The sequence below is a fragment of the Pseudomonas sp. FG-3G genome, from assembly GCF_901007645.1.
Classification (GTDB): Bacteria; Pseudomonadota; Gammaproteobacteria; order Pseudomonadales; family Pseudomonadaceae; genus Aquipseudomonas; species Aquipseudomonas rhizophila.
The window spans coordinates 112150-139100 of record NZ_CAAKGZ010000013.1; the positions used below are offsets into that span (position 1 = coordinate 112150).

The window sequence follows — 26951 nt, forward strand, 5'->3', positions numbered from 1 at the left end:
ATCCAGGGAAATGTTCATGGACACCAAACTGCTCGACATTCTGGCCTGCCCGGTCTGCAAAGGCCCCCTCAAGCTCAGCGCCGACAAAACCGAGCTGATCAGCAAAGGCGCCGGCCTGGCCTATCCGATTCGCGATGGCATTCCGGTGATGCTCGAAAGCGAGGCCCGTACCCTGACCACCGACGAGCGCCTGGATAAATGACCGCAGCCTTTACCGTTGTCATTCCGTCGCGCTTTGCCTCGACGCGCCTGCCCGGCAAACCGTTGCTGTTGATCGCCGGCAAGCCGATGATCCAGCACGTATGGGAACAGGCCTGCAAAAGCAGCGCCCAGCGCGTGGTAGTGGCGACCGACGATGCGCGCATCGTGGAGGCCTGCAAGGGCTTTGGCGCCGAAGTGGTGCTGACTCGCGAGGATCACAACTCCGGAACCGATCGTCTGGCGGAAGTCGCCGCCAAGCTGGGCCTGGAACCCGACGCCATCGTGGTCAATGTGCAGGGCGATGAACCGTTGATCCCGTCCAGTGTGATCGATCAGGTTGCAAACAATCTGGCAGCCCATCCCGAAGCGCGCATGGCCACCCTGGCCGAGCCGATCGAGGATGTGCAAACCCTGTTCAACCCCAACGTGGTCAAGGTCGTCAGCGATCTCAATGGCCTGGCGCTGACCTTCAGCCGCGCCACCTTGCCCTGGGCTCGTGATGCATTCGCGCAAAGTCGGGACGTCATGCCTGACGGCGTACCGTACCGCCGCCACATAGGCATCTACGCTTACCGCGCCGGTTTCCTCCAGGATTTCGTCGCCTGGGGCCCGTGCTGGCTGGAAAACACCGAATCCCTGGAGCAACTGCGTGCCTTGTGGCACGGCGTGCGAATCCATGTCGCCGATGCGCTGATTGCTCCGCCGACCGGCGTCGACACCGTGGAAGACCTCGAGCGCGTTCGTCGCCTGCTGGAGGCCTGATGCGGGTTCTGTTTGTCTGTCTCGGCAACATCTGCCGATCACCCACCGCCGAAGGCATCCTGCGGCACAAGCTGCGCGAGGCCGGGCTGGCCGAGCAGGTGGAAGTCGCCTCCGCCGGCACCGGTGACTGGCACGTCGGCAAGGCCCCGGACAAGCGCAGCCAGGCTGCGGCCCTGCGACGCGGCTACGACCTGTCGGCCCAGCGTGCCCGCCAGGTCAGCCGGGCCGATTTCGCCACTTACGACCTGATCCTGGCGATGGACAGCAGCAACCTGCGCAATCTGAAAGCCCTGCAACCGAGCAATGGCAGGGCCGAACTGGATCTGTTCCTGCGTCGCTACGAGGCTGAACTCGATGACGTGCCGGACCCGTACTACGACGGCGAGCAGGGTTTCGAGCAAGTGCTGGACCTGATCGAGCGTGCCACGGACCGCCTGGTGATCGAATTGAAGGGGCGGCTATGAGCTTGCAGGTGCGGGCCGGCGTCAGCCTCAAGCCGTTCAACAGCTTTGGCGTGGACGTCACCGCCCGGTTATTCGCCGAAGCTCACAGCGACGCCGATGTCCGCCAGGCGCTGGCCTATGCCAGCGCCAATGACGTGCCGTTGCTGGTGATCGGTGGCGGCAGCAACCTGCTGCTGACCGGTGATATCGACGCGCTGGTGTTGCGCATGGCCAGCCAAGGGATTCGTCTGCTCAGCGATGATGGCGAGCGGGTGCTGATCGAAGCCGAAGCAGGCGAACCGTGGCACCCCTTCGTCCAGTACACGCTGGCGCAAGGCTGGTCGGGGCTGGAGAACCTCAGCCTGATCCCAGGCACGGTGGGGGCCGCACCGATGCAAAACATCGGTGCCTACGGTGTGGAGATCAAGGATGTGTTCGCCGGCCTGACCGCCCTGGATCGGCAAACCGGCGAGCTGCACGATTTCACCCTGGAAGAATGCCGTTTCGCCTACCGCGACAGCCTGTTCAAGCAGCAAGCGGGTCGTTGGCTGATCCTGCGGGTGCGCTTTGCCCTCAGTCGCGCCGCGCATCTGCATCTGGAGTACGGCCCGGTCCGCCAGCGGTTGACCGAACTGGGCATCGAACAGGCGACTCCCTCGGATGTCAGCCGGGCCATCTGCAGCATCCGCAGTGAAAAGCTCCCTGACCCGGCCGTGCTGGGCAATGCCGGCAGTTTCTTCAAGAACCCGCTGGTGCCGGCTTCGCACGTTGCGCAACTCAAGCTGCAATACCCGGATCTGGTGGCTTATCCACAACCCCAAGGGCAGATGAAAATTGCCGCCGGTTGGTTGATCGAGCGGGCCGGCTGGAAGGGCTTTCGCGAAGGCGACGCCGGGGTGCATAAGTTGCAGGCGTTGGTGCTGGTCAACTACGGCTGCGCCACCGGGCCGCAATTGCTGGATCTGGCCCTGCGTATCCAGAAAGACATTGCCGAGCGTTTTCAGGTCAATCTGGAAATGGAGCCCAATCGGTACTGAACCTGGCTTTCACCGAGCGCCCTGCACAACCTCGCACAAGGATCATTTGTGCAGGATTGTGCAGGGCGTTTTGCTTAATCCTGGGTTAATTTAGTGAGCTAACGATGCGACCATCGCATCATTGAAGGCCCGGTGCAGACGCCTGCGTGTTTGCACAAGAGAGCCCGATTAGCCTGAGTCAGTCTGCGCCAACCGAACCGTTGTCCAAACGGCAGATTGCTCGACCCCATAATTCGATCACCGTGCGGGCGTGCCCATGATTACCTTGAAACTCAATGGAAAAGATCACCAACTGGATGTGACCGAGGACATGCCGCTGCTCTGGGCCATCCGAGATGTGGCCGGTTACAACGGCACCAAATTCGGCTGCGGCATGGGCCTGTGCGGCGCCTGTACCATTCACATCGACGGCGCCCCGGCGCGCAGTTGCATCACCCCGATTGGCTCGGTGAAAGGCCAGAACGTCACCACCATCGATGCCCTTCATGTCGACCCGGTCGGGCAAATTGTCCAGAAGGCCTGGCTCGATACCGCCGTGGCCCAGTGCGGCTACTGTCAGGGTGGGCAGATCATGTCCGCGACCGCCTTGCTCAAGACCAATCCCAACCCGAGCGATGAGCAGATCGAAGAGGCCATGGTCGGCAACATCTGCCGTTGCGGCACTTATAACCGGATCAAGACTGCGATCCGCCAGGCTTCCACCCACCTGAAGGAGGCCAAGGCATGAGCCGCTTGCCCAATGATTTTGTGCTGAGCAACCTCAGCCGCCGTGGTTTCCTCAAAGGCGCGAGCGCCACGGGTGTGTTGGTGCTGGCCGCCAGTTGGGGCCTGCCGGACGCTTTTGCCGAGGACAAGAAGTTCGGCGGTGAGGGCATGCCCAATGGTGTGATCGACGACCCGCAGGTGTACGTGAGCATCGCCACCGATGGCAGCGTGACGGTGATCTGCAACCGTTCGGAAATGGGCCAGGGGGTGCGCACCAGCCTGACCATGGTGGTGGCCGATGAACTGGACGCTGACTGGGCGCAGGTCAAGGTGCGGCAGGCACCGGCGGATGAGGTGCGCTTCGGCAACCAGGACACCGATGGCTCGCGCAGTATGCGCCACTGGTACGAACCAATGCGTCGTTGCGGGGCCGCTGCCCGGACCATGCTGGAGCTGGCCGCCGCTGCCCAGTGGAATGTCCCGGCGAGTGAGTGTCGTGCTCAATTGCACAAAGTCGTGCACCAGCCTTCCGGTCGGGAACTGGGGTATGGCGCGTTGGCCGCCGCGGCCAGTGCCTTGCCAGTTCCCGCCCGTGACAGCCTGCGCCTCAAGCAACCTTCGGAGTTTCGCTACATCGGTAAGGAGTCGAGCCGGGCCATCGATGGCGAAGACGTCGTCAACGGTCGTGCCGTGTTCGGCGCCGATGTACATTTCGATGGCATGCTCTATGCCGTCGTGGCTCGCCCGCCAGTCTATGGTGGCAAGGTCAAGCGCGTGGACAGCAGCGCGGCGCTGAAAGTACCGGGCGTGGTCAAGGTGCTGCAGATCGAAGGACGTCCGTTGCCCTCCGAGTTCCAGCCTCTGGGCGGCGTGGCGGTAGTGGCGAAAAACACCTGGGCGGCGATCAAGGGCCGCGAGGCGCTGAAAATCGAGTGGGATGACGGCCCGAATGCCGGCTATGACTCCGTCGCCTATCGAAAGGAACTGGAAGCCGCGGCCCTCAAGCCCGGGAAAGTCTTGCGCAACACTGGTGATCTGGACGACGCGCTGGCCAAGGCTGATGCAACCCTGGAGGCGTCCTATTACCTGCCGCACCTGTCGCAGTCGCCGATGGAGCCGATGGTCGCCGTCGCCCGGTTCAAGGATGGCCAGTGCGAAGCCTGGGCACCGAGCCAGGCGCCGCAGGTCACCCGTGAACGCGTCGCCGAACGGTTGGGGATCCCTTTCGACAAGGTTACCGTGCACATCACGCTGCTGGGCGGTGGTTTCGGGCGCAAGTCCAAGCCCGATTTCGTCCTCGAGGCGGCCGTGTTGGCCAAGGAGTTTCCAGGCCAGGCGGTGCGGGTGCAATGGACCCGCGAAGATGACATCCATCATTCGTATTTCCACACCGTATCGGCCGAATACCTCAAGGCTGGCCTGAACCAGGACGGGATGCCGTCCGGCTGGCTGCATCGCACCGTAGCCCCGAGCATTACCGCACTGTTTGCACCGGGCATGACCCACGAAGCGCCGTTCGAAGTGGGCATGGGCGTGACCAACATGGCCTACGCAATTCCCAACATGCGCCTGGAGAACCCCGAAGCGGTGGCCCATACGAGGGTTGGCTGGTACCGCTCGGTGTCGAATATTCCCCACGGTTTTGCGATTCAGAGTTTCATCGACGAATTGGCCCACAAGGCCGGCCAGGATCCACTGGCGTATCACGTCAAATTGCTTGGCCCGGACCGTAAGATCGATCCGCGCACCTTGAATGAAGAATGGAACTACGGCGAATCCCCCGAGCGTTATCCCATCGATACGGCGCGGATCCGCACCGTGCTGGAAACCGCCGCCAAGGCCGCCGGGTGGGGCCGCAAACTGCCCAAGGGCCGTGGCCTGGGGCTGGCGGTGCACTACAGCTTCGTCACCTATGTGGCGGCAGCGCTGGAGGTGGAGGTCAAGGACGATGGTACGTTGATCGTGCACAAGGCCGATATTGCCGTGGACTGCGGCCCGCAGATCAACCCCGAGCGTATCCGTTCCCAGTTCGAAGGCGCCTGCGTCATGGGCCTGGGCAATGCGGTGGTGGGGGAGATCAGCTTCAAGGACGGCAAGGTCCAGCAAGACAACTTCCACATGTACGAAGTGGCACGCATGTCCCTGGCTCCCAAGGAGGTCGCGGTGCACTTGGTCACGCCGCCGGGCGAGGTGCCGTTGGGCGGTGTGGGTGAACCGGGTGTGCCGCCGATTGCGCCGGCGCTGTGCAACGCGATTTTCGCCGCCACCGGCAAGCGCATCCGCGAGCTGCCCGTGCGTTATCAGTTGCAGGGCTGGCAGCAGGCCAAAACCTGATGGACAGCGTTGATCTGAACGTCCTGCGTAGCGTGCTTGAGTGGCGCCGCGCCGGGCAGCGGGTGGTGTTGTTCACCGTGGTCCAGACTTGGGGCACGGCGCCGAGGCCGCCGGGGGCGATGCTGGCCCTGCGTGAAGACGGCGTGGTGATTGGCTCGGTATCGGGCGGTTGTGTCGAGGATGACCTGATCGCCCGGCTGCACGACGGGCGTATTCCGGCGGACGGTCCACCCGTGCAGCTCATCACCTATGGCGTGACTCGTGAGGAGGCGGCGCGCTTCGGCCTGCCGTGCGGCGGTACCTTGCGCCTGACCGAAGAACGGGTCGGCGATCCGCAATGGGTCGCGCAGCTGCTGGAGCGCTGCGATGGCCATGAGATTGTCGCCCGTGAGCTGACCGTCGCCACAGGCGAAGTGCTGCTGACGCCGGCCAGCAAAACCGACGCGCTGGTATTCGACGGTCAAGTCCTGCGGGCCATCTACGGCCCGCGCTGGCGGCTGCTGTTGATCGGCGCGGGGCAACTGTCGCGTTATGTGGCAGAAATGGCCCGGTTGCTGGATTTCGAGGTGTTGATCTGCGATCCGCGCAAGGAATTTGTCTACGGTTGGGAAGAGCAGCATGGCCGCTTCGTTTCCGGCATGCCCGACGAAGCGGTGTTGAGCATCCAGACCGACGAGCGCACCGCCATTGTCGCCCTGACCCATGATCCAAGATTGGACGATATGGCGCTGCTCACGGCCCTGGACTCCAAGGCGTTTTATGTCGGGGCCCTGGGCTCTCGGGTGAACAGCCAGAAGCGCCGGGATAACCTGGCTCAGCTAGGCTTGTCTGCACAGGCTATCGAACGGCTGCATGGGCCGATCGGTTTGCACATCGGCAGCCATACGCCGGCGGAAATTGCCTTGTCTTTGCTGGCTGAAATCGTGGCGATCAAGAATGGCGTCGAGTTGCGTCAGAAAAAGCCGCTGTAATCGGCGGGCGAGGAGACGGGATGACTGAATCGATTGGCGTGATCATTCTCGCGGCAGGATCGGGCAGCCGTTTCCGTCAGGTTGCAGGCCAGGACAAAGATAAGCTGCTGGCCGATTGCACGGGGCGTGACGGCGCCGTCCGATCGGTCATCGAGCAGGTGCTGGTGAACTTGCCGCCTTCTCTGGAAAAACGCGTGCTGGTGACCCGTGAGGACCGTCCACAGGCTATTCGCATGGCCCAGGCTTACGGGTGCGATTTTGTACAATTGGACTCGCCTGGCCTGGGTGACAGTATCGCTGCGGGTGTCCAGGCTTGCCCGGACCTGGATGGCTGGTTGATCGTGCTCGGTGATATGCCGTTCATCCTGCCGTCAAGCATCGAGCAGGTAGTGGCGCAGATCAGCGAAGATGGCATCAGTGTGCCGGTCCTGGCGGGTGAGTATGGGCATCCCGTGGGATTTGGTCGTGCGTTTGGCCCGCAATTGATGGCATTGACCGCTGATCGCGGCGCCAAGGGGTTGTTTACCGGGGCGCGGGTGGTCGAGGTGGCAGTGGACGATCCTGGGGTGGTTTGGGATGTGGACGTGCCTGAAGCGCTGATCTTCAAGTAACAGCCGACGCGGATTCCTGTGGGGCAGGCAACATTGATGCAAGCCGGGCCCGCGCTATCGCGAGCAGGCTCGCTCCCACACTGAATTTCGATGGTCGCCAGATTTATGCCCGCCGCCAATCTCCTGTGGGAGCGAGCCTGCTCGCGATAGCGCTGCGTCAGCTTGCATCAAGGGTGGACGCCGGGCCATGTTCGCCAGCAAGCCCGCTCCACACCATCCAGCTTCCAACACTCATGTAACTAAGTCTGAAGACATAAAAAAGCCCCGCCTGGCGTCAACCAGGCGGGGCTTTTTACTGGGCGGTGGAATCAGGCGTGAGGTTTAGGCTCGTGCTCTTTTTCCAGGGCTTCAGTGTGGCGAGGTGCGACTTCTTCAGCGGAGTGCTGAGGTTCGTCGATCACCGGCGCCGATTCAGCGGGAGCGGGTTCGCTGGTGGTTTCAGCGACCGGGGCAGGGGCTGCCTCGATTGCTTGCTCCACGGGTGCTGGCTCAGCGGCAGGCGCTTGAGCAGCGGCAGCGGCAGCTTGTTCGGCTTCCTTCTGCAGACGCTCGGCTTCACGCTTGCGACGACGTACTTCACGCGGATCGTTCGGAGCACGACCGTTGGGGGTCAGGGCGCTGGCAGGGACAGGCGCCTCCACCTCTACCGGGGCTGGAGCTTCGGCAACCACAGGCGCTTGAACCGCTGGAGCTGGCTCGACCACGACCGGCTCGGCTGCTTTCACTGCTTCTGCTGCCGGCTCGGCTTCGACGACGGCTGGCTCGGCGTGCCAGTTGAACGCGGTCTGTTCTTCGCGAACCGGCTCCGGCGCTTTTTCCTCGATCACAGCTTCGATCACAGGTTCAGCGGCAACCACAGGTTGCTCGATGACAGGTGCAGGCTCGGAAACTGCTTCTGCCTGAGGCTCGGCTTCACGAACCGGGGCGAGTTCCACTTCTGGCGAAGCGGTGGTTTCTACCGGGGTAGTGGCTTCGACCACAGGCGCTTCAACCGGTGCGTTTTCCACCACGGCGGTAGCGCGCTCGGCCTGTTCGTGAGCCTCGGCTTCAGCGGGGGCGCTGATCGAGCTGCTTGCAACCGCGGCGGTGACGGCCAGGCCGGCGGCCAGGTCGGCAGCGCTTGGCGCTTCGGCGTTCTCGGCGGCTTCGGAGGCTTCCGAACCTTCGATCACATTGCCGTTGGCGTCACGTTGACGCTCACGACGGTTGCTGCGGCGACGCTGCCCACGGGAGCGGCGGCGTGGACGATCGCCTTCGGCGTTGTCCTGACCGTCTTCCTGCAGTTGCTCTTCGCTGTTCAGTACTTCCTCTTCGCTGGCAGCGGCAGCCTGCTCGGCGCGTGGTTGACGCTCTTCACGTGGCGGACGCGGTGCGCGCTCTTCGCGAGGCTGACGGGCCGGACGCTCTTCAGCGGTGGCGGCAGCAGCGGCGGGAGCGGCATCCAGCGGTTCGCGCAGCTCGCGAACACGTTCTTCACGCTCGCCACGTGGCTTGCGATCTTCACGAGGCGCGCGGGGTTGGCGCTCTTCACGCGGCGGACGCGGCGCGCGTTCTTCGCGGGCTACGGCTGGCACTTCCTCACGGGCTTCGCGAGGCTGGCGTTCTTCACGTGGCTCACGTGGTGCGCGCTCTTCACGCGGTGCACGCTCTTCACGGGGTTTGCGCTCCTCGTCACGACGACCGTTGCGGTTGCGGGTCTGCTGACGACCATTGCGACGTTCTTCGTTGCGGGCTGGACGCTCGGTAGCCGCTGGCTTGGCGACAACGGTCGGCGCAGCCGGCTCTTCCTTGGTGGCGAACAGGCTGACCAGGGATTTCACAAGGCCTTTGAACAGGCTTGGTTCAGGTGCGGCGGCAGGTGCCGGTGCCGGCGCGGCTGCTTCGGTCGGAACCGGTGCATTGGCGCGGGCTGGAGCCGTCTTGACCGCAGCTTCCTGGCGAACCAGGGTGCGAGTGGCAGCAGCCGGCTGCACTTCTTCCACTTCGGCAGCGGCAGCAGCGATTTCGTAGCTGGACTGATTGGTGTGGGCTTCCGGGCTGTCATCACGCAGGCGCTGCACTTCGAAGTGCGGCGTCTCGAGGTGATCGTTCGGCAGGATGACGATACGGGCGCGGGTGCGCAGTTCGATCTTGGTGATCGAGTTGCGTTTTTCGTTGAGCAGGAACGCAGCCACCGGGATCGGCACCTGGGCGCGAACTTCGGCGGTGCGGTCTTTCAGGGCTTCTTCTTCGATCAGGCGCAGGATCGCCAGGGACAGCGACTCGACGTCACGGATGATGCCGGTGCCGTTGCAACGCGGGCAGACGATGCCGCTGCTCTCGCCCAAAGAAGGACGCAGGCGCTGACGGGACATTTCCAGCAGGCCGAAGCGCGAGATGCGACCGACCTGTACGCGGGCGCGGTCGGCTTCCAGGCACTCACGGACCTTCTCTTCCACGGCGCGCTGGTTCTTGGCCGGGGTCATGTCGATGAAGTCGATGACGATCAGGCCGCCGATGTCGCGCAGGCGCAACTGACGGGCGATTTCTTCGGCGGCTTCAAGGTTGGTCTGCAGGGCGGTTTCTTCGATGTCGCTGCCTTTGGTGGCGCGCGCCGAGTTGATGTCGATGGACACCAGGGCTTCGGTCGGATCGATGACGATGGAGCCGCCGGACGGCAGTTCGACGACGCGCTGGAACGCGGTCTCGATCTGGCTTTCGATCTGGAAACGGTTGAACAGCGGAACGCTGTCTTCGTAGAGTTTGATTTTGCTGGCGTACTGCGGCATGACCTGGCGGATGAAGGTCAGGGCTTCGTCCTGGGCTTCAACGCTGTCGATCAACACTTCGCCGATGTCCTGGCGCAGGTAATCGCGGATCGCGCGGATGATGACATTGCTTTCCTGATAGATCAGGAACGGCGCGGAGCGATCCAGCGAGGCTTCCTTGATGGCGGTCCACAGTTGCAGCAGGTAGTCGAGGTCCCACTGCATTTCTTCGCTGCTGCGGCCAAGGCCGGCGGTGCGAACGATCAGGCCCATGTCGGCTGGGGCAACCAGGCCGTTGAGGGCTTCGCGCAGTTCATTGCGCTCTTCGCCTTCGATGCGGCGGGAGATACCACCGGCGCGAGGGTTGTTCGGCATCAGGACCAGGTAACGGCCCGCCAGGCTGATGAAGGTGGTCAGGGCTGCGCCCTTGTTGCCACGCTCTTCTTTTTCGACCTGGACGATGACTTCCTGGCCTTCGCTCAGGACGTCCTTGATGTTGACGCGGCCTTCAGGGGCCTTCTTGAAGTATTCGCGGGAGATTTCTTTGAGGGGCAGGAAGCCGTGGCGCTCGGAGCCGAAATCGACAAAGGCAGCCTCAAGGCTTGGTTCGATGCGAGTAATCCGGCCTTTATAGATGTTGGCCTTCTTCTGCTCGCGTGCACCGGATTCGATATCCAGGTCGTAGAGGCGCTGGCCGTCTACCAGTGCAACACGCAACTCTTCGGGTTGAGTTGCGTTAATCAGCATTCTTTTCATGTAGTACCGTCGGTTTCCGGGCTGCCGGAAACGGCGTTCGGCACACACGACTTCTCACGGTCGGTGTCAGGTGCGTCATGGAAGTGGCCGGGCCATTCCAGTGTCCAGCGAGTTCGACCCAATGATGGCGAAGTCGCGACGGACGCGTCCTGCTTGCTGGCTGTTCAAGCACTCAGTCAGGAGGAGGAATCAACCGGCGCCTGTGGACGAGATGAAGCGTCTAAATATAAGCCTAGTGCTACACAGTCCGACGGTTGTACATCTCCACCCTACACGTATCCCTGATAATCGGGTGCTGCCGCGCGCAGAATCCGCAGCGGGTTGGCATTTACCGTGAGCTCCGAAAGGGGAGGTCACGCATCATGGCTAATTTAGGCGTTGTTTCCGAAGCTCTCGCTCGGGGTCGTCTACCGGTGACTGCACTTTGTGAACTGGCCGTGAATGTGGCGCGCAAGGCGAGTCAAAACTCTGCTTTGCCGCGTATTTCAGGCCTCATGTCACCTGCGCTCGTTACACCTGCAAACTCTGCCGTTATCTAGCAAAAGCCCCGTAGGACGGCCTCTCGTCCTCGTGAATTGCGTTGGTCAGGGCCGGTTTTTGACCGTTAGTCCGCTGTCCGGCCGCTTTTGGCGGCGTTCGCGACTATAGCAGCAATGATTAAGTGCTTCAATTCCATAAAAAATTGTTATCATCGCCGCCATGACGACTACTGCCCCTTCGACCCCTGGCGTTCAACTGCTCGAGGTCTCGCCGGAATATGCCGGCCAACGAATCGATAACTTCCTTCTAGCCCGACTCAAAGGCGTGCCCAAGACCTTGATCTATCGCATTTTGCGCAAGGGTGAAGTGCGGGTGAACAAAGGACGGATCAAGCCCGAATACAAGCTTCAGGCGGGCGATATCGTGCGCGTGCCGCCGGTTCGCGTGCCCGAGCGCGATGAGCCCGTGCCCCTGGCCCAAGGCCTGTTGCAGCGCCTGGAAGCCTCGATCGTCTTCGAAGACAAGGCGCTGATCGTGCTCAACAAGCCTGCGGGCATTGCGGTTCACGGCGGCAGCGGCCTGAATTTCGGCGTGATCGAGGCCTTTCGTCAGTTGCGTCCCGACGCCAAGGAGCTGGAGTTGGTCCATCGCCTGGATCGCGACACCTCCGGCCTGCTGATGATCGCCAAGAAACGCAGCATGTTGCGGCATTTGCATGAGCAATTGCGCGGCGATGGCGTCGACAAGCGCTACATGGCGCTGGTGCGGGGACGTTGGGATACCTCCATCAAGCAAGTTCGGGCGCCGTTGCTCAAGAGCAACCTGCGTTCCGGCGAGCGCATGGTGGAAGTCAACGAAGAAGGCAAGGAGGCCCTGACAGTGTTCAAGGTCCTGCGCCGCTTCGGTGATTTCGCCACCATGGTCGAGGCCAAGCCGGTGACTGGCCGCACCCACCAGATTCGCGTCCATACGCTACATGCCGGGCATTGCATCGCTGGGGACAGCAAGTACGGCGATGACGACTTCACCCGGGAAATCCGTGATCTGGGTGGCAAGCGCCTGTTTCTCCATGCCTACATGTTGACCGTGCCGTTGCCCGATGGTGGTGAGCTGAAATTGCAGGCTCCCGTGGATGAAATGTGGGCCAAGACCGTGGAGCGGTTGAGTGCATCCTGAATACAAGCTGCTGATCTTCGATTGGGATGGCACTCTGGCGAACTCCATCGGTCGGATCGTGGAGGCAATGCATGCCGCCTCTGATCGTGCAGGTTTTGCCAGGTGTGATGATTTTGCCGTGAAGGGCATCATCGGCCTCGGCTTGCCGGAAGCGATCCGCAGTCTGTACCCGGAGATCAGTGACCCTGAGCTGCTGGTTTTTCGCCAGTATTACGCTGATCACTACATTGCGCTGGAGGCTGAGCCTTCGCCGTTGTTTGACGGTGTGGTAGACACTCTTGAAACCTTGAGGGGCGAGGGGTATCGCTTGGCTGTCGCCACCGGCAAGGCGCGTCGCGGGCTGGATCGGGTGCTGAAATCCCATGGCTGGGACGATTATTTCGATATCACCCGGGCTGCGGACGAAACGGCCAGTAAGCCGCATCCGCTGATGCTCGAGCAAATCCTGGCTCACTGCGGCATGCAGCCGGAACAGGCGTTGATGGTGGGGGATTCCTCGTTCGACCTGCAGATGGCGCGCAACGCCGGCATGGGGTCGGTTGCGGTGAGTTACGGCGCGCAGACGATCGCGGCGCTGCAAGCCTTCGAACCGCAGTTGGCGATCGATCATTTTCCTGAGTTGCACGCCTGGCTGAGCCGGCGGGCTAATTAAGTTTTTGCTGGGGATACTTGCATGACCGACGAATGGAAGGCACCGGCCAAGGCGAGCGCCGAGAACGGTGACGACAAAAGCTGGAAGCTGTTGGAGAAGACCTTGCTGGCCGGTGTGCAGGAGCAGCGTCGTTCCCGCCGCTGGGGCATTTTCTTCAAGCTGCTGACGTTCGTTTATCTCTTTGTCGCGCTATTGCTGTTCACGCCCCTGTTCGACATGGAAAAAAGCGCCGTGCGGGGTTCTGCGTACACCGCATTGATCGACATCGAAGGCATGATTGCCCATAAGGAGCCTGCCAGCGCGGACAACATCGTCGGTAGCCTGCGGGCTGCTTTCGAAGATCCCAAGGTCAAGGGTGTGATCTTGCGCATCAACAGTCCGGGTGGCAGCCCTGTGCAGTCGGGTTATGTCTATGACGAGATCGTCCGGTTGCGCGCGTTGCACCCGAACACCAAGGTCTACGCGGTCATTTCCGATCTGGGGGCTTCCGGTGCGTACTATATTGCCAGCGCGGCCGATCAGATCTATGCCGACAAGGCGAGCCTGGTGGGCTCCATTGGCGTGACGGCGGCCGGCTATGGTTTTGTCGGGACGATGGAGAAACTGGGCGTGGAGCGCCGGGTGTACACCTCCGGCGAGCATAAGTCGTTCCTTGATCCGTTCCAGCCGCAAAAACCTGAAGAAACCGCGTTTTGGCAGGGTGTGCTCGACACGACCCATAAGCAATTCATTGCCAGCGTCAAAAAAGGCCGGGGTGAGCGCCTCAAAGACAAGGAGCATCCCGAGCTGTTCTCTGGGCTGGTCTGGTCTGGGGAGCAGGCCTTGCCGCTGGGCTTGATCGATGGCCTGGGCAGCGCCAGTTCGGTGGCGCGGGACGTGATTGGCGAAAAAGAGCTGGTGGATTTCACCATCGAAGAGTCGCCGTTTGATCGCTTCTCGAAGAAGCTGGGAGCGAGCATTGCCGAGCATCTGGCGATGTGGATGGGGTTCCAGGGGCCGGCATTGCGCTAATTCGTTGGTTTGCGCGATCCCCTTTGGCTTGGCTGTGGGGGCAAAGTTTGCTCGCGATGAGCGATAACCCGGCTGGTCTGCATCATCGCAGCGCCTGCATCGCCGCGGGCAAGCCTTGCTCCCACAAATAAATGCCCTCGCTACACGTTGTATGTTGGCTTAGGGAACCTGCACGCCCTCGGCCAGCAACATATCCACAAGGCGAATCAGTGGCAGGCCAACCAGGCTGGTGGCGTCTGGCCCTTCCGTGCTCTGGAACAGGCTCACGCCAAGCCCTTCGGCCTTGAAGCTGCCCGCGCAGTCATAAGGTTGCTCGGCCAGCAGGTAGCGTTCGATGCGTGCAGGGTCCAGCGTGCGCATGTGGACGGTAAACGGAACGCAATCGACCTGGCAGGCGCCGGTCTGGCTGTTAAGTACCGCCAGGCCGGTCAGAAAGCTGATCCGGGCGCCGCTGGCGGCCAGCAGTTGTTCGCGGGCGTTCTCGAATGTATGGGGCTTGCCCAGGATGCGCTCGCCGAGCACGGCCACCTGGTCCGAACCGATGATCAGATGCGCCGGATGGCTGCTCGCCAGGGCCTGGGCTTTTTCCCGGGCCAGGCGTTTTACCAGGTCGAGTGCTGGCTCGTCAGGTCGACGGCTTTCGTCGATGTCCGGTGAGCTGCAGACGAACGGTAGCCCCAGACGGGCAAGCAATTGCCGGCGATACACTGAGCTTGAGGCGAGTAATAAAGGCAGCATGGGCATCTCCAAAAGGCAGGGGCGAATTCTAGCGAGGCGCGCAAGTGACGGACAGGGCTGAATTTCCTTTGACATGGCCGGGGGCATCCCTATAATGCTGCGCCTATGTTGAATGACCCGATTCCACCTCACGTTGACCCGCGCAAATTGGCTGACCGTGGCACCACCCTTCAAGGTGAACTGCTGCTGGCCGATTTGAAGAGACTCTGCGACCCGCTTTCCGACGATGTCGGTACGGTCCAGGCCAAATTCGTTTTTGAACGAGATGAACGTAAATCTGTGGTAATCCACAGCTTTATCGACACTGAAGTCAAAATGGTTTGCCAGCGTTGTCTTGAGCTGGTCACCCTGCCGATCCACAGCGAATGCAGTTACGCCGTGGTGAAGGAGGGTGCGAATACCCAGTCGTTACCGAAAGGTTATGACGTGCTGGAACTGGGCGAAGATCCATTGGATCTGCAGTCACTGATCGAGGAGGAGCTTCTGCTCGCCTTGCCCATTGTGCCTGCTCATCATCCGGAAGAATGCCAGCAGCCGGCGGGAGCAGATGAGCCCGAACCGAGCGAGGACGAGGTAACGCGGTCCAACCCGTTCAGTGTATTGGCGCAGTTAAAGCGTGACCCAAACGTTTAGGAGTTAATCAATTATGGCTGTTCAGCAGAACAAAAAATCCCGCTCTGCCCGTGACATGCGCCGTTCGCACGACGCTCTCGAGGCTAGCACCCTGTCTGTAGAAAAAACCACCGGTGAAGTTCACCTGCGTCACCACGTATCGCCAGAAGGCGTATACCGTGGTCGTAAAGTGATCGACAAGGGCGCTGACGAGTAATCCTTGTCCGCTCAAGTCATCGCGATTGACGCAATGGGCGGGGACTTCGGTCCCCGCAGCATTGTTCAGGCCAGCCTTGCTTGTCTGAATGCTACACCCTCGTTGCACCTGACCCTCGTCGGTCAACCCTCCCTTCTAGAAGAAATGCTCAACGGCCAATCGGCTGTGGATCGTTCGCGCCTGACGATCGCACCTGCGTCCGAAGTCATCACCATGGACGAAAAACCTGCCCAGGTCCTGCGTGGCAAGCCTGACGCCTCGATGCGTGTAGCCCTTGAGCTGCTGCGCGATGGCAAGGTCCAGGCGTGTGTCAGTGCAGGCAATACCGGTGCACTGATGGCGCTGTCGCGTTACGTGCTCAAGACCTTGCCGGGCATCGACCGGCCGGCGATGGTCGCGGCCATCCCCACCCAGCGTGGTTTTTGCCAGCTCCTTGATCTGGGCGCCAACGTCGATTGCAGTGCCGAGCATCTACTGCAATTTGCAGTGATGGGCTCGGTAGCGGCTGAAACCCTGGGTATCGTGCGCCCTCGTGTGGCGCTGCTGAACATCGGTACCGAAGACATCAAGGGTAACCAGCAAGTCAAGCTGGCAGCCACGTTGTTGCAGGCTGCGCGAGGTATCAATTACATCGGCTTCGTTGAGGGCGACGGGTTGTACCGGGGTGAGGCGGACGTGGTGGTGTGTGACGGTTTTGTCGGCAATATTTTGCTCAAGTCCAGCGAAGGCCTGGCGACCATGATCGGGGCGCGTATCGAGAAGCTGTTCAGGCAGAACCTGGCCTCGCGGATGGTCGGTGCCCTGGCGTTGCCGTTGATGCGTCGGCTGCAGGCGGACCTGGCGCCGGCGCGGCATAACGGTGCAAGTTTTCTTGGGCTGCAGGGCATTGTGATCAAGAGTCATGGTTCGGCGGGCGTGCAGGGGTTTCAAAGTGCGATCAATCGCGCGCTGATCGAAATCCAGGAAAACCTGCCGGAGCGTCTTCATGGGCGCCTCGAAGATTTGTTAACTTAGGCGTTTTCGTCTGACAATGCTTAAATGTGACCGGTCGGTTCAAGCCGCCATCCAACTGTCAGTTTCCTAGCGCCCCCTGGGGCGTCAATTTTTGACGACAAGATCATTAGGGGCTTTGTTTTCATGTCTGCTTCTCTCGCATTCGTCTTTCCTGGGCAGGGTTCGCAGTCCCTCGGCATGCTTTCCGAGCTGGGCGCGCAATACCCGTTGATCCTCGAAACATTCAAAGAAGCTTCCGATGCTCTGGGCTATGACCTGTGGGCACTGACCCAGCAAGGGCCGGAAGAGCAACTCAATCAAACCGACAAAACCCAGCCAGCCATCCTGACCGCCTCGATCGCACTCTGGCGCCTCTGGCTGGCCGAGGGCGGTGCGCGTCCGGCGTTCGTTGCCGGACACAGCCTGGGCGAATACAGCGCTCTGGTGGCTGCTGGCAGTCTGAGCCTGGGTGACGCGGTGAAGCTCGTGGAGCGTCGTGGCCAGTTGATGCAGGAGGCCGTTCCGGCCGGGCAGGGCGGCATGGCTGCGATTCTCGGCCTGGAAGATGCCGATGTGCTGGCAGCCTGCGCCGAAGCCGCGCAAGGCGAAGTGGTCAGCGCTGTGAACTTCAATTCACCTGGCCAGGTGGTGATTGCCGGTGCCAAGGCTGCTGTAGAACGCGCCATTGAAGGGTGCAAGAGCCGTGGTGCCAAGCGTGCCATGCCGTTGCCCGTCAGCGTGCCGTCGCACTGCGAACTGATGCGTCCGGCCGCTGAGCGTTTTGCCGAGTCTATCGCTGCCATTGACTGGCAGGCGCCACAGATTCCAGTGGTACAGAACGTCAGCGCCGATGTGGCTGCGGATCTTGAGACCCTCAAGCGCGATCTGCTGGAGCAACTCTACAAACCGGTTCGCTGGGTCGAATCGGTGCAGACCCTGGCGGCCAAGGGCGCGACCGAACTGGTCGAGTGCGGTCCTGGTAAAGTGCTGGCCGGTCTGAACAAACGCTGCGCCGAAGGCGTATCGACTTCCAATCTCAATACCCCAGATGCTTTCGCTGCCGCCCGTGCAGCGCAGGCCTGAACAGGAGAAGCTTGCATGAGTCTGCAAGGTAAAGTTGCACTGGTGACCGGTGCAAGCCGTGGCATCGGCCAGGCCATTGCCCTGGAACTGGGTCGTCAAGGCGCCATCGTTGTTGGTACCGCGACTTCCGCTTCGGGCGCCGAGCGCATCGCCGCTACCCTGAAGGAAAACGACATCCAAGGCACCGGTCTTGAACTGAACGTCACCAGCGATGAATCCGTTGCGGCGGTGCTGGCAAGCATTCAGGAACAGTTCGGTGCGCCGGCAATCCTGGTCAATAATGCCGGCATCACCCGCGATAACCTGATGATGCGCATGAAAGATGACGAATGGTTCGACGTGATCGATACCAACCTGAACAGCCTGTACCGGCTGTCCAAGGGCGTTCTGCGTGGCATGACCAAGGCTCGCTGGGGTCGAATTATCAGTATCGGTTCGGTTGTGGGTGCCATGGGCAACGCAGGCCAAGTAAACTATGCTGCGGCCAAAGCCGGTCTGGAAGGTTTCAGTCGTGCGCTGGCGCGTGAAGTGGGTTCGCGTTCGATTACGGTAAACTCGGTAGCCCCGGGTTTCATCGATACCGACATGACCCGTGAACTGCCGCAAGCGCAACGTGAAGCCTTGTTGACACAAATTCCGCTGGGTCGTCTGGGGCAAGCTCAAGAAATCGCGTGCGTGGTCGCTTTTCTTGCGTCGGATGGTGCGGCATACGTGACTGGGGCTACAATCCCGGTAAACGGCGGGATGTACATGAGTTAAATGTGACGGATTGCTTCAAAAAAATGTCATACGAGCTGTCTAAAATCCGTTATAAAGCTGCAATCTATTTATAGGCGGCGGGCTGCTGGGTTTGAGGAGTGAAGCTTTCGGTTGAAAAACCGAAAAGTCTTTCTATACACTTACCCACCGGCCAGCTGCCTGAATTTGTCCATTAGGAGTGAAAACAAGGTATGAGCACCATCGAAGAGCGCGTCAAGAAAATCGTTGCCGAGCAACTGGGCGTCAAAGAAGAAGAAGTGAAGAACGAAGCTGCCTTCGTTGAAGACCTGGGTGCCGACTCCCTTGACACCGTTGAGCTGGTGATGGCTCTGGAAGAGGAATTTGAGACCGAAATCCCTGACGAAGAAGCTGAAAAAATCACTACTGTTCAGCTGGCTATCGACTACATCAATAAGCATCAGGCTTAATTATTTTTAGTCGTCGCTAGCTGTCATGGAAAAACCGCACTGCCATCATGGCGTGCGGTTTTTTCTTTAGGCCTGATGCAAAGTCGTCATTAGAATAAAGGAGAGTGCTGTGTCGCGTAGACGCGTCGTAGTCACCGGTATGGGTATGTTGTCGCCACTGGGCACGGATGTGCCGAGCAGTTGGCAGGGCATTCTGGCTGGCCGTAGTGGCATTGGTCTGATCGAACACACCGACCTTTCTGCCTATTCCACCCGTTTTGGCGGCTCGGTAAAGGGTTTCAATGTCGAGGAGTACCTGTCGGTCAAAGAGGCCCGCAAGCTCGACCTGTTCATTCAATACGGCCTGGCAGCCGGATTCCAGGCCGTACGTAATGCCGGTCTTGAAGTCACCGATGCCAACCGTGAACGTATCGGCGTGGCCATGGGGTCGGGTATTGGCGGCTTGACCAATATCGAAGAAACCAGCCGTACGCTGCACGAGTCGGGGCCGCGACGGATTTCTCCGTTCTTTGTGCCGGGCTCGATCATCAATATGATTTCCGGTTTCCTGTCCATCCACCTGGGTGTGCAGGGGCCTAACTACGCTATTGCTACGGCGTGTACCACGGGCACCCACTGCATTGGCATGGCCGCGCGCAACATCATGTACGACGAGGCCGACGTGATGATTGCCGGCGGCGCCGAGATGGCGGCCTGCGGGCTGGGCATGGGTGGCTTCGGCGCATCCCGTGCGCTGTCGACCCGCAACGACGAACCGAGCCGCGCCAGTCGGCCGTGGGACAAGGGCCGAGACGGCTTTGTATTGTCCGACGGTTCCGGCGCGCTGGTACTCGAAGAGCTGGAGCATGCCAAGGCGCGCGGCGCGACCATTTATGCCGAGCTGATTGGCTTTGGCACCAGTGGCGATGCCTACCACATGACCTCGCCACCCGCCGACGGTGCCGGTGCTGCCCGCTGCATCACCAACGCACTGCGTGACGCGAAGGTCAACGCCGAGCAGGTGCAGTACATCAATGCCCATGGCACTTCGACCCCGGCGGGCGATCTTGCCGAGGCCCAGGCCATCAAGACCGTGTTCGGTGAGCACGCCTACAAACTGGCGGTCAGCTCGACCAAGTCCATGACCGGCCACCTGCTGGGTGCCGCGGGCGCGGTGGAAGCGATCTTCAGCGTACTGGCGATCAACAGCCAGGTCGCGCCACCGACCATCAACCTTGACGAGCCGGACGAAGGCTGCGATCTGGACTTCGTGCCACACACGGCGCGTGGCATGGACATCGATGTAGTGCTGTCCAACTCCTTCGGCTTTGGCGGTACCAACGGCTCGCTGGTGTTCCGCCGGTTCGCTGGTTGATGGAAAGCTGGGTCGACGGTCAGCCTGCCGACGTTCTGTCGCTCAAGGACCGCGGCCTGGCTTACGGCGATGGGTTGTTTGAAACCATCGCTGTGCGCAATGGCAAACCGGTGTTGCCTGAGCGTCACCTGCAGCGTCTGGCGCTAGGTTGTCAGCGGTTGACGCTCCAGGTTGACATGGGGGCGTTGGAGGCTGAGTTGCGCGCCTACGCGCAATGCCTGGGTGACGGCGTACTTAAGTTGATCGTGACCCGCGGTGATGGTCTTCGCGGTTATGGCGCTGATCCCTCGGCGCCGTCCCGGCGCATCCTGCAGGGCAGTCCGCCGGCCGCCTATCCTCCAGTGCATGCCGAGCAGGGCGTTCGCCTGTTTCCCTGTGCCACCCGTCTGTCCGAGCAACCCTTGCTGGCCGGTCTCAAGCACCTCAATCGTCTTGAACAAGTGATGGCCCGCGCCGAATGGCGCGATGCCGAGCACGCCGAAGGCTTGATGCTGGACACGTCCGGGCGAGTGATCGAAGGCGTCTTCAGTAACCTCTTTCTGGTGCGCGATGGTGAATTGGTCACGGCGGACCTGAGCCGTTGTGGCGTGGCTGGCGTGATGCGGGCCGAATTATTGTATCAAGCCGAGTCTCAAGGCATCGCCACGCACATCACCGACATCCGCCTCGAACAGCTGCACCAGGCCGACGAAGTCTTCGTCTGCAATAGCGTTTATGGCGTATGGCCGGTACGTGCATGCGGTTCGGCGCGCTGGTCGACCGGGCCGCTCACCCGTAAACTGCAGACCCTTGCCCGCACGCTATTGGATGTTTGATTCGTGAGACGTAAATTCTTGCTTCTGCTGGAAACCGGACTGGTTCTGGCGGTGCTGCTGTTGGGCACTTGCGCCTGGAAAATTCATTCGGCGTTGCAACAACCGCTGAACATCACCCAGGAAGAACTGCTGGACGTCCCCAACGGGACCACCCCCACCGGAACCCTCAAGCGCCTCGAAGCGGACGGCCTGATCAAGGACGCTTTCTGGTTGCGCGTCTATTGGCGCTTCAATCTGGCCGGCCAACCGTTGCATTCCGGTGAGTACCGGATGGTGCCGGGCATGACAATGGAAAGCCTGATCGAGGTCTGGAAGCGCGGGGAAGTGGTGCAGTACAGCGTCACCCTGGTGGAGGGGTGGAATTTTCGCCAAGTTCGCGCGGCGCTGGCCAAGGATGAAAAACTCCAGCAGACCCTCGCCGGTCTGAGTGACAGCGAAGTGATGGACCGCCTGGGTCATTCCGGGATATTCCCCGAGGGACGGTTCTTCCCGGACACCTATCGCTTCGTGCGTGGCACATCGGACGCTGACCTGCTGAAAATTGCCTACGACCGGCTCGAAGACGTGCTTGCCAAAGAGTGGGCGCAACGCGCCGCCGATTTACCTTACTCCCAGCCCTATCAGGCGCTGATCATGGCATCCCTGGTGGAAAAGGAAACCGGCGTGCCTGAGGAGCGTGGGCAGATCGCCGGTGTGTTCGTGCGCCGTATGCGCCTGGGCATGCTGTTGCAAACCGACCCTACCGTGATCTACGGGCTGGGCGAGCGCTACAACGGCAAACTCACCCGTGCTCACTTGCGGGAAGAAAACCCCTACAACACCTATCTGATTCCTGGCCTGCCGCCGACACCGATTGCGATGGTGGGGCGCGAGGCGATTCACGCCGCGTTGAACCCAGTTGCCGGCAACAGCCTTTACTTCGTCGCCCGTGGTGATGGTAGCCACGTGTTCTCCGATGACCTGGATGCGCACAATAACGCCGTGCGCGAATATCAGCTCAAGCGCCGAGCCGATTATCGCTCCAGTCCGGCCCCGACTGTGCCGGATGAGGAGCCTATCGACGAACCGAATGCCAGCGAGCCGCCGCGCTCGCAATGACTTTGTTTAAGGATCGCCCGTGACTGGCTTGTTTATAACGCTGGAAGGCCCTGAAGGCGCCGGCAAGAGCACCAACCGCGAATACCTGGCCGAACGCCTGCGAGCCGCCGGCATCGAGGTGGTGTTGACCCGCGAGCCCGGAGGTACGCCGCTGGCCGAGCGGATTCGCGAGGTGCTGCTGGCACCGATCGAAGAAGTCATGAACCCTGACACCGAGCTGTTGCTGGTGTTCGCCGCCCGGGCACAACACTTGGCCGAAGTGATTCGCCCGGCGCTGGCCCGTGGCGCGGTGGTGCTCTGCGATCGTTTTACCGATTCGACCTATGCCTATCAGGGCGGTGGAAGGGGCTTGTCCCTGGAGCGCATCGCCGCGCTGGAAACCTTCGTCCAGGGTGACCTGCGGCCGGACCTGACCCTGGTGTTCGATCTACCGGTGGAAATCGGCCTGGCCCGCGCCAGCGCCCGGGGCCGGCTGGATCGTTTCGAACTGGAAGGCCAGGCGTTCTTCAACGCGGTGCGCAATGCCTTTTTGAGTCGAGCCAAGGCCGATCCGGCGCGTTATCTGTTGATTGATGCCGCTCAGCCGTTGGCGCAAGTCCAGCAGGCGCTGGACGGTTTGTTGCCGCGTTTGCTGGAGCGTGCCCGTGGCTGAAGCCTATCCCTGGCAGGACGGACTCTGGCAGCAACTGGCCGGAAGGGCACAGCATGCCCATGCCTATCTGCTGCACGGCCCGGTCGGTATCGGTAAGCGGGCGTTGGCCGAGCGTCTGATGGCCAGCCTGCTTTGCCAGCGCCCGGGTGTCTCGAACGCGTGCGGTGAGTGCAAGTCCTGCCTGTTGCTCAAGGCTGGCAGTCATCCTGACAATTACGTGTTGGAACCGGAGGAGGCGGACAAGGCGATCAAGGTCGACCAGGTCCGGGATCTGGTCAGCTTCGTGGTCCAGACCTCGCAGATGGGCGGGCGCAAGGTGGTGCTGATCGAGCCGGTGGAATCGATGAACATCAATGCCGCCAACGCCTTGCTCAAGAGCCTTGAAGAGCCTTCCGGCGATACCGTGCTATTGCTGGTCAGTCACCAGCCGAGCCGCTTGCTGGCAACCATCAAAAGCCGTTGCGTACAGCAGGCCTGTCCGTTGCCCAGTGAGGCGATGAGCTTGAAGTGGTTGGCCGAGGCCTTGCCTGACAGCAGCGACGAAGAACGCGTCGAGTTGCTGACCCTTGCCGCCGGCTCGCCGTTGGCGGCCGTCAGCCTTCAGGCCCAGGGTGTGCGTGAACAACGGGCGCTGGTGGTGGATGGGGTGAAGAAGCTGCTCAAGCAGCAACAGTCTCCCACGCAACTGGCAGAAGGCTGGAACGCCATCCCGCTGCTTCTGCTGTTCGACTGGTTCTGTGACTGGTCGAGTCTGATCCTGCGCTACCAGCTCACCGAGGACGAAACCGGCCTGGGACTGGCGGACATGCGCAAGGTGATTCAGTACCTGGCGCAAAAAAGCAGCCAGGATAAAATCTTGAACATTCAGGACTGGATTCTTGCCCAACGTCAGAAGGTGCTGAGCAAGGCGAACCTCAATCGGGTGCTGTTGCTCGAGGCGCTGTTGGTGCAATGGGCGAGTTTGCCTGGTCGAAACTGACAGACACTGCCTAAACTCAGCTCAATCGCAGCGGAGATCAGCATGAACGAACCTGTCAGTCCCGGGCCACGCAACGGCATCCTGTCCCTGACCATCAAGGACAAGTCAGTGCTCTACGCCGCCTACATGCCCTTCATCAAGAACGGCGGCCTGTTCATCCCCACCAACAAGAATTATCGCTTGGGCGATGAGGTGTTCATGCTCTTGAGCTTGATGGACGAAGCGGAGAAGATCCCGGTCGCCGGCAAGGTGATCTGGATGACGCCCAAAGGCGCCCAGGGTAACCGGGCTGCCGGTGTTGGTGTGCAGTTCAACGACGGCGACCACTCAGCCCGTAATCAGATCGAAACCCACCTGGCCGGAACCCTGAAATCCGACCGTCCCACCCATACGATGTAGCCCGGCCCTTTATGCTTGTAGATTCCCATTGTCACCTTGATCGTCTCGACCTCGCCGCCCACGACGGCTCCCTGGATGCTGCACTGGATGCCGCCCGCCAGCGCGGTGTCGGTCACTTCCTGTGCATCGGCGTCAGCGCCGACAATGCCGCCGACGTCAAAGCCCTGGCCGAACGCTATGCAGATGTCGATTGTTCAGTCGGCATCCATCCTCTGGACGTCCAGCCCGACGCTACGCCTGCCCTGGATTGGCTGTTGCGCGAGCTCGACCATCCACGGGTGGTCGCCATTGGCGAAACCGGCCTGGACTATCACTACGAACCGCAAGCCGCCGAGGTCCAGCAGGCTTCGTTCCGGCTGCATCTGGAGGCCGCGCAACAGACTGGCAAACCGGTGATCATCCACACCCGCGGCGCCCGGGCCGACACCCTGGCCTTGTTGCGTGACGCCTCGTTGCCCCAGGCGGGTGTGCTGCATTGCTTCACCGAGGACTGGGACATGGCCAAGGCCGCGCTGGACATGGGCTATTACATTTCCTTGTCCGGCATTGTCACGTTTCGCAATGCCGATGCACTGCGGGATGTGGCCAGCAAAGTGCCGGCAGATCGCCTGTTGGTGGAAACCGATTCACCGTACCTTGCGCCGATTCCGTATCGTGGCAAGCCGAACCTTCCGCAATACGTGCGGGAAGTGGCGGAGTTCCTGGCGATGTTGCGGGGCGAGTCCTACGAGCGATTTGCCGAACAGACTACAGAGAACTTCAAGCGGCTGTTTCCGCTGGCCCATGTCCGCGCGGCGTCTGCCTGAGTTTCAGGCAAAAAAAACCCGGGTTCTGGGGGGTGAATCCGGGTTAAGACCATTAGGAGTAAAACAAAGGCACGCGGTCCGTTGGTACCTTTACCGGCGCGTCACTTGGGGGAGATGTCGCGCCGACAGTTCAAGTATTGATCAGTATGCTGACGCGTCCAGTTTAGCCGGGCTGGTTTTTAAACAAATTTGGAATACGCTCGCTTCGGATAAGTTCTCACTGCCGTCAAAGCCAGTCGTTACGGTGCGGCGAAGCGAATGACAGGAAGCTGGAGCTGCACGGTTTTGTGAAGAACTGTGGTTGGGAACGGATGATCCGTGCATTTTTGCGTAAGTTAGGCATAATACTCGGCTTCGAATTTTGACCCTTCAGACCTTTTTCTTATGCACAAAGAACCCCGTAAGGTCCGTGAGTTTCGTCGCCGCGAGCAGGAAATTCTCGACACCGCGCTCAAGTTGTTCCTCGACCAGGGTGAAGACAGCGTCACCGTCGAGATGATTGCGGATGCCGTGGGTATCGGCAAAGGCACGATTTATAAACATTTCAAATCCAAGGCGGAGATCTACCTGCGCCTGATGCTTGATTACGAGCGCGATTTGAATGAGCTGCTGCATTCGGCCGATGTGGACAAGGACAAGGAGGCCCTGTCCCGGGCCTACTTCGAATTCCGCATGCGCGATCCGCAGCGTTATCGCTTGTTCGACCGCCTGGAAGAGAAGGTGGTCAAGGGCAACCAAGTGCCGGAGATGGTCGAGGAACTGCACAAGATCCGCGCCTCGAACTTCGAGCGCCTGACCCTGCTGATCAAAGGCCGGATCAGTGAAGGCAAGCTCGAAGACGTGCCGCCCTATTTCCACTACTGCGCCGCCTGGGCGTTGGTGCACGGTGCGGTGGCGCTGTATCACTCGCCGTTCTGGAGCAACGTGCTGGAAGACCAGGAAGGCTTCTTCCAGTTCCTGATGGACATAGGCGTTCGCATGGGCAACAAGCGCAAGCGTGACACCGACGTTCCGAGCAGCTAAGTCATTCAGCTGCCTGATTGCGCCATGTCCGCTTACATGGCGCAGTGTCCCAGGAATATACTCAGGCTTGGGCCTTGCGAAAACTTGAGTTCTGGGTCAAGTTTCGTAAGTCCGATTCTTCTTTCGCCGGAGTGATCCATGATCGTTGACCGTCAAGGCAGGCGTTTCCGCAATTTGCGAATCAGCCTGACTTCAGCCTGCAATTACGCCTGTACCTACTGCGTGCCCAACGGCAAGCGGCTGGTGGCTGCGCAGGATGAACTGTCGGCCGAGGCCATGGCGCGCGGTGTGGCCTACCTGATCGAAGCTGCCGGTATCGAGCGGCTGCGCATCACCGGCGGCGAGCCGCTGGTCAGCCCCAAGCTTGAAAGCTTCATGATGGCGGTGGGGCAGATGGGCCTGGAGGACATCAGCCTGACCACCAATGGTCAGTTACTGGCCAAAAAGCTGCCTTTGCTGGTAGATGCCGGCATCCGCCGCATCAACGTTTCCCTCGATACCCTGGACCCAGGGGCGTTTCGCAGTATCGCCCGCGGTGGCGATCTGGCAACCGTGCTCGACGGGATGGATCAGGCCCGTGCTGCGGGAATGAAGATCAAGGTCAACATGGTGCCGTTGCGCGGGCAGAACCTGGATCAGGTGATGCCACTGCTCGAGTACTGCCTGGAGCGCGGCTATGAGCTGCGCTTCATCGAGCTGATGCGCATGGGGCACCTGGCCAGCGACTCCAACGCGTTCCTGCAGCAATTCGTCAGCCTTCAGCAGTTGCTGAGCCTGATCGGCGACCAGTACGAGTACCTGCAAGCCGACGCTCCAGTGGATGCCACCGCAGTGCGCTATGAAATTCCGGGGCTAGGGCATTTTGGCGTGATCGCTAACGAAAGCGTGCCGTTCTGCCGTACCTGCTCACGGTTGCGGCTGTCCTCCACGGGTTGGCTGCATGGCTGCCTGTCGTCGAGCAACCGGCACTTTGTCGGCGATCTTCTGGACAAACCCCGGCATCAGGCCTTGCCGGCTCTGCAGCGCTTGCTGGTCAAGGCGTTGGGGGATAAGCAGGAAGTGGCGTTCTCTGGCGGCGCAACCATCATGAAAATCATCGGCGGTTGACG

At 60.9% G+C, this 26951-nt stretch carries 28 protein-coding genes; 26 read left to right on the forward strand and 2 right to left on the reverse strand.

The features are described 5' to 3' along the window. The first annotated feature begins 16 nt into the window (after positions 1–16). The 8 genes from PSEUDOMOFG3G_RS06565 to PSEUDOMOFG3G_RS06600 all read left to right on the forward strand — a co-directional run bounded on the left by PSEUDOMOFG3G_RS06565 (position 17) and on the right by PSEUDOMOFG3G_RS06600 (position 7064). Entirely contained in the window at positions 17–202 is a 186-nt protein-coding gene (locus PSEUDOMOFG3G_RS06565; RefSeq protein ID WP_003179363.1) for a Trm112 family protein, read from the forward strand. Then, the gene (gene kdsB, locus PSEUDOMOFG3G_RS06570) at positions 199–963 is read left to right on the forward strand and encodes a 3-deoxy-manno-octulosonate cytidylyltransferase (RefSeq protein ID WP_076383826.1); all 765 of its coding nucleotides are present in this window, start codon (positions 199–201) and stop codon (positions 961–963) included. Before PSEUDOMOFG3G_RS06565 ends, kdsB begins: the two co-directional genes overlap by 4 nt. Continuing rightward, positions 963–1427: a low molecular weight protein-tyrosine-phosphatase gene (locus PSEUDOMOFG3G_RS06575; RefSeq protein WP_139049458.1), complete on the forward strand. Its 465-nt coding sequence runs from the start codon at positions 963–965 to the stop codon at positions 1425–1427. Before kdsB ends, PSEUDOMOFG3G_RS06575 begins: the two co-directional genes overlap by 1 nt. After that, positions 1424–2443: a UDP-N-acetylmuramate dehydrogenase gene (gene murB, locus PSEUDOMOFG3G_RS06580; RefSeq protein ID WP_139049459.1), complete on the forward strand. Its 1020-nt coding sequence runs from the start codon at positions 1424–1426 to the stop codon at positions 2441–2443. Before PSEUDOMOFG3G_RS06575 ends, murB begins: the two co-directional genes overlap by 4 nt. A 256-nt stretch (positions 2444–2699) precedes the next feature. Continuing rightward, complete coding sequence (locus PSEUDOMOFG3G_RS06585) at positions 2700–3170, forward strand: (2Fe-2S)-binding protein (RefSeq protein WP_047228187.1); 471 nt, start codon at positions 2700–2702, stop codon at positions 3168–3170. After that, complete coding sequence (locus tag PSEUDOMOFG3G_RS06590; protein ID WP_139049460.1) at positions 3167–5482, forward strand: xanthine dehydrogenase family protein molybdopterin-binding subunit; 2316 nt, start codon at positions 3167–3169, stop codon at positions 5480–5482. The genes PSEUDOMOFG3G_RS06585 and PSEUDOMOFG3G_RS06590 overlap by 4 nt, the downstream gene beginning before the upstream one ends. Then, positions 5482–6453: an XdhC family protein gene (locus PSEUDOMOFG3G_RS06595; protein ID WP_047228189.1), complete on the forward strand. Its 972-nt coding sequence runs from the start codon at positions 5482–5484 to the stop codon at positions 6451–6453. The genes PSEUDOMOFG3G_RS06590 and PSEUDOMOFG3G_RS06595 overlap by 1 nt, the downstream gene beginning before the upstream one ends. 20 nt (positions 6454–6473) lie before the next feature. Continuing rightward, positions 6474–7064, forward strand: a complete 591-nt coding sequence (locus PSEUDOMOFG3G_RS06600; protein ID WP_047228190.1) for an NTP transferase domain-containing protein — start codon at positions 6474–6476, stop codon at positions 7062–7064. Positions 7065–7372: 308 nt separating this feature from the next. On the opposite strand, the gene rne is transcribed toward PSEUDOMOFG3G_RS06600, so the two are convergent. Next, complete coding sequence (gene rne / locus PSEUDOMOFG3G_RS06605) at positions 7373–10567, reverse strand: ribonuclease E (RefSeq protein ID WP_139049461.1); 3195 nt, start codon at positions 10565–10567, stop codon at positions 7373–7375. Between the two features lie 699 nt (positions 10568–11266). Here rne and rluC point away from each other — a divergent pair. From rluC to PSEUDOMOFG3G_RS06620, 3 genes are read left to right on the forward strand one after another with little or no spacing between them, the layout of a single operon-like run. After that, positions 11267–12223, forward strand: a complete 957-nt coding sequence (gene rluC, locus PSEUDOMOFG3G_RS06610; protein ID WP_047228192.1) for a 23S rRNA pseudouridine(955/2504/2580) synthase RluC — start codon at positions 11267–11269, stop codon at positions 12221–12223. After that, entirely contained in the window at positions 12213–12875 is a 663-nt protein-coding gene (locus tag PSEUDOMOFG3G_RS06615) for an HAD-IA family hydrolase (protein WP_047228193.1), read from the forward strand. The genes rluC and PSEUDOMOFG3G_RS06615 overlap by 11 nt, the downstream gene beginning before the upstream one ends. 21 nt (positions 12876–12896) lie before the next feature. Continuing rightward, positions 12897–13886 carry a S49 family peptidase gene (locus PSEUDOMOFG3G_RS06620; protein WP_076383829.1) on the forward strand — a complete coding sequence of 330 codons (990 nt, stop codon included), beginning with the start codon at positions 12897–12899 and terminating at the stop codon, positions 13884–13886. 159 nt (positions 13887–14045) lie between these two features. Here PSEUDOMOFG3G_RS06620 and PSEUDOMOFG3G_RS06625 read toward each other — a convergent pair whose 3' ends face one another. Next, a complete protein-coding gene (locus PSEUDOMOFG3G_RS06625; protein WP_139049462.1) occupies positions 14046–14624 on the reverse strand; it encodes a nucleoside triphosphate pyrophosphatase in 579 nt (192 codons plus the stop codon). A gap of 105 nt (positions 14625–14729) precedes the next feature. Between PSEUDOMOFG3G_RS06625 and PSEUDOMOFG3G_RS06630 the strand changes: the two genes are divergently transcribed. From PSEUDOMOFG3G_RS06630 to PSEUDOMOFG3G_RS06700, 15 genes are all read left to right on the forward strand, one after another. After that, entirely contained in the window at positions 14730–15257 is a 528-nt protein-coding gene (locus PSEUDOMOFG3G_RS06630; protein ID WP_003204262.1) for a YceD family protein, read from the forward strand. Between the two features lie 13 nt (positions 15258–15270). After that, complete coding sequence (gene rpmF / locus PSEUDOMOFG3G_RS06635) at positions 15271–15453, forward strand: 50S ribosomal protein L32 (RefSeq protein WP_003179396.1); 183 nt, start codon at positions 15271–15273, stop codon at positions 15451–15453. Positions 15454–15456: 3 nt separating this feature from the next. Then, complete coding sequence (gene plsX, locus PSEUDOMOFG3G_RS06640; RefSeq protein ID WP_076383831.1) at positions 15457–16467, forward strand: phosphate acyltransferase PlsX; 1011 nt, start codon at positions 15457–15459, stop codon at positions 16465–16467. A gap of 123 nt (positions 16468–16590) precedes the next feature. Next, a complete protein-coding gene (gene fabD / locus PSEUDOMOFG3G_RS06645; RefSeq protein WP_107322018.1) occupies positions 16591–17529 on the forward strand; it encodes an ACP S-malonyltransferase in 939 nt (312 codons plus the stop codon). 15 nt (positions 17530–17544) lie between these two features. Next, positions 17545–18288: a 3-oxoacyl-ACP reductase FabG gene (fabG, locus tag PSEUDOMOFG3G_RS06650; RefSeq protein ID WP_139049463.1), complete on the forward strand. Its 744-nt coding sequence runs from the start codon at positions 17545–17547 to the stop codon at positions 18286–18288. Between the two features lie 191 nt (positions 18289–18479). Then, positions 18480–18716: an acyl carrier protein gene (acpP, locus tag PSEUDOMOFG3G_RS06655; protein WP_047228199.1), complete on the forward strand. Its 237-nt coding sequence runs from the start codon at positions 18480–18482 to the stop codon at positions 18714–18716. Positions 18717–18825: 109 nt separating this feature from the next. Continuing rightward, positions 18826–20070: a beta-ketoacyl-ACP synthase II gene (gene fabF / locus PSEUDOMOFG3G_RS06660; protein WP_047228200.1), complete on the forward strand. Its 1245-nt coding sequence runs from the start codon at positions 18826–18828 to the stop codon at positions 20068–20070. Next, the gene (gene pabC / locus PSEUDOMOFG3G_RS06665; protein ID WP_047228201.1) at positions 20070–20885 is read left to right on the forward strand and encodes an aminodeoxychorismate lyase; all 816 of its coding nucleotides are present in this window, start codon (positions 20070–20072) and stop codon (positions 20883–20885) included. Before fabF ends, pabC begins: the two co-directional genes overlap by 1 nt. 3 nt (positions 20886–20888) lie before the next feature. Then, positions 20889–21983, forward strand: a complete 1095-nt coding sequence (gene mltG / locus PSEUDOMOFG3G_RS06670) for an endolytic transglycosylase MltG (RefSeq protein WP_076383833.1) — start codon at positions 20889–20891, stop codon at positions 21981–21983. 19 nt (positions 21984–22002) lie between these two features. Beyond that, positions 22003–22635 carry a dTMP kinase gene (tmk, locus tag PSEUDOMOFG3G_RS06675; RefSeq protein WP_047228202.1) on the forward strand — a complete coding sequence of 211 codons (633 nt, stop codon included), beginning with the start codon at positions 22003–22005 and terminating at the stop codon, positions 22633–22635. Beyond that, the gene (locus tag PSEUDOMOFG3G_RS06680) at positions 22628–23614 is read left to right on the forward strand and encodes a DNA polymerase III subunit delta' (RefSeq protein WP_092458737.1); all 987 of its coding nucleotides are present in this window, start codon (positions 22628–22630) and stop codon (positions 23612–23614) included. The genes tmk and PSEUDOMOFG3G_RS06680 overlap by 8 nt, the downstream gene beginning before the upstream one ends. 42 nt (positions 23615–23656) lie before the next feature. Next, positions 23657–24013: a PilZ domain-containing protein gene (locus PSEUDOMOFG3G_RS06685; protein WP_047228204.1), complete on the forward strand. Its 357-nt coding sequence runs from the start codon at positions 23657–23659 to the stop codon at positions 24011–24013. Positions 24014–24024: 11 nt separating this feature from the next. Next, complete coding sequence (locus tag PSEUDOMOFG3G_RS06690) at positions 24025–24819, forward strand: TatD family hydrolase (protein WP_139049464.1); 795 nt, start codon at positions 24025–24027, stop codon at positions 24817–24819. A gap of 384 nt (positions 24820–25203) precedes the next feature. Beyond that, positions 25204–25842, forward strand: a complete 639-nt coding sequence (locus PSEUDOMOFG3G_RS06695; RefSeq protein WP_003204240.1) for a TetR/AcrR family transcriptional regulator — start codon at positions 25204–25206, stop codon at positions 25840–25842. Positions 25843–25980: 138 nt separating this feature from the next. Further along, the gene (locus PSEUDOMOFG3G_RS06700; RefSeq protein ID WP_107322022.1) at positions 25981–26949 is read left to right on the forward strand and encodes a GTP 3',8-cyclase MoaA; all 969 of its coding nucleotides are present in this window, start codon (positions 25981–25983) and stop codon (positions 26947–26949) included. Positions 26950–26951 lie beyond the last annotated feature (2 nt).

What these genes read in the sequence shown, in the direction of transcription:
- PSEUDOMOFG3G_RS06575 (WP_139049458.1), top strand. Translation starts at nt 963, where the DNA reads ATGCGGGTTCTGTTTGTCTGTCTCGGCAACATCTGCCGATCACCCACC.
- acpP (WP_047228199.1), top strand. Translation starts at nt 18,480, where the DNA reads ATGAGCACCATCGAAGAGCGCGTCAAGAAAATCGTTGCCGAGCAACTG.
- rpmF (WP_003179396.1), top strand. Translation starts at nt 15,271, where the DNA reads ATGGCTGTTCAGCAGAACAAAAAATCCCGCTCTGCCCGTGACATGCGC.
- pabC (WP_047228201.1), top strand. Translation starts at nt 20,070, where the DNA reads ATGGAAAGCTGGGTCGACGGTCAGCCTGCCGACGTTCTGTCGCTCAAG.
- PSEUDOMOFG3G_RS06685 (WP_047228204.1), top strand. Translation starts at nt 23,657, where the DNA reads ATGAACGAACCTGTCAGTCCCGGGCCACGCAACGGCATCCTGTCCCTG.
- PSEUDOMOFG3G_RS06590 (WP_139049460.1), top strand. Translation starts at nt 3,167, where the DNA reads ATGAGCCGCTTGCCCAATGATTTTGTGCTGAGCAACCTCAGCCGCCGT.
- PSEUDOMOFG3G_RS06565 (WP_003179363.1), top strand. Translation starts at nt 17, where the DNA reads ATGGACACCAAACTGCTCGACATTCTGGCCTGCCCGGTCTGCAAAGGC.
- PSEUDOMOFG3G_RS06595 (WP_047228189.1), top strand. Translation starts at nt 5,482, where the DNA reads ATGGACAGCGTTGATCTGAACGTCCTGCGTAGCGTGCTTGAGTGGCGC.
- PSEUDOMOFG3G_RS06620 (WP_076383829.1), top strand. Translation starts at nt 12,897, where the DNA reads ATGACCGACGAATGGAAGGCACCGGCCAAGGCGAGCGCCGAGAACGGT.
- fabD (WP_107322018.1), top strand. Translation starts at nt 16,591, where the DNA reads ATGTCTGCTTCTCTCGCATTCGTCTTTCCTGGGCAGGGTTCGCAGTCC.
- rne (WP_139049461.1), bottom strand. Translation starts at nt 10,567, where the DNA reads ATGAAAAGAATGCTGATTAACGCAACTCAACCCGAAGAGTTGCGTGTT.
- rluC (WP_047228192.1), top strand. Translation starts at nt 11,267, where the DNA reads ATGACGACTACTGCCCCTTCGACCCCTGGCGTTCAACTGCTCGAGGTC.
- PSEUDOMOFG3G_RS06630 (WP_003204262.1), top strand. Translation starts at nt 14,730, where the DNA reads ATGTTGAATGACCCGATTCCACCTCACGTTGACCCGCGCAAATTGGCT.
- PSEUDOMOFG3G_RS06700 (WP_107322022.1), top strand. Translation starts at nt 25,981, where the DNA reads ATGATCGTTGACCGTCAAGGCAGGCGTTTCCGCAATTTGCGAATCAGC.
- PSEUDOMOFG3G_RS06600 (WP_047228190.1), top strand. Translation starts at nt 6,474, where the DNA reads ATGACTGAATCGATTGGCGTGATCATTCTCGCGGCAGGATCGGGCAGC.
- murB (WP_139049459.1), top strand. Translation starts at nt 1,424, where the DNA reads ATGAGCTTGCAGGTGCGGGCCGGCGTCAGCCTCAAGCCGTTCAACAGC.
- PSEUDOMOFG3G_RS06585 (WP_047228187.1), top strand. Translation starts at nt 2,700, where the DNA reads ATGATTACCTTGAAACTCAATGGAAAAGATCACCAACTGGATGTGACC.
- PSEUDOMOFG3G_RS06690 (WP_139049464.1), top strand. Translation starts at nt 24,025, where the DNA reads ATGCTTGTAGATTCCCATTGTCACCTTGATCGTCTCGACCTCGCCGCC.
- PSEUDOMOFG3G_RS06695 (WP_003204240.1), top strand. Translation starts at nt 25,204, where the DNA reads ATGCACAAAGAACCCCGTAAGGTCCGTGAGTTTCGTCGCCGCGAGCAG.
- kdsB (WP_076383826.1), top strand. Translation starts at nt 199, where the DNA reads ATGACCGCAGCCTTTACCGTTGTCATTCCGTCGCGCTTTGCCTCGACG.
- PSEUDOMOFG3G_RS06625 (WP_139049462.1), bottom strand. Translation starts at nt 14,624, where the DNA reads ATGCTGCCTTTATTACTCGCCTCAAGCTCAGTGTATCGCCGGCAATTG.
- fabG (WP_139049463.1), top strand. Translation starts at nt 17,545, where the DNA reads ATGAGTCTGCAAGGTAAAGTTGCACTGGTGACCGGTGCAAGCCGTGGC.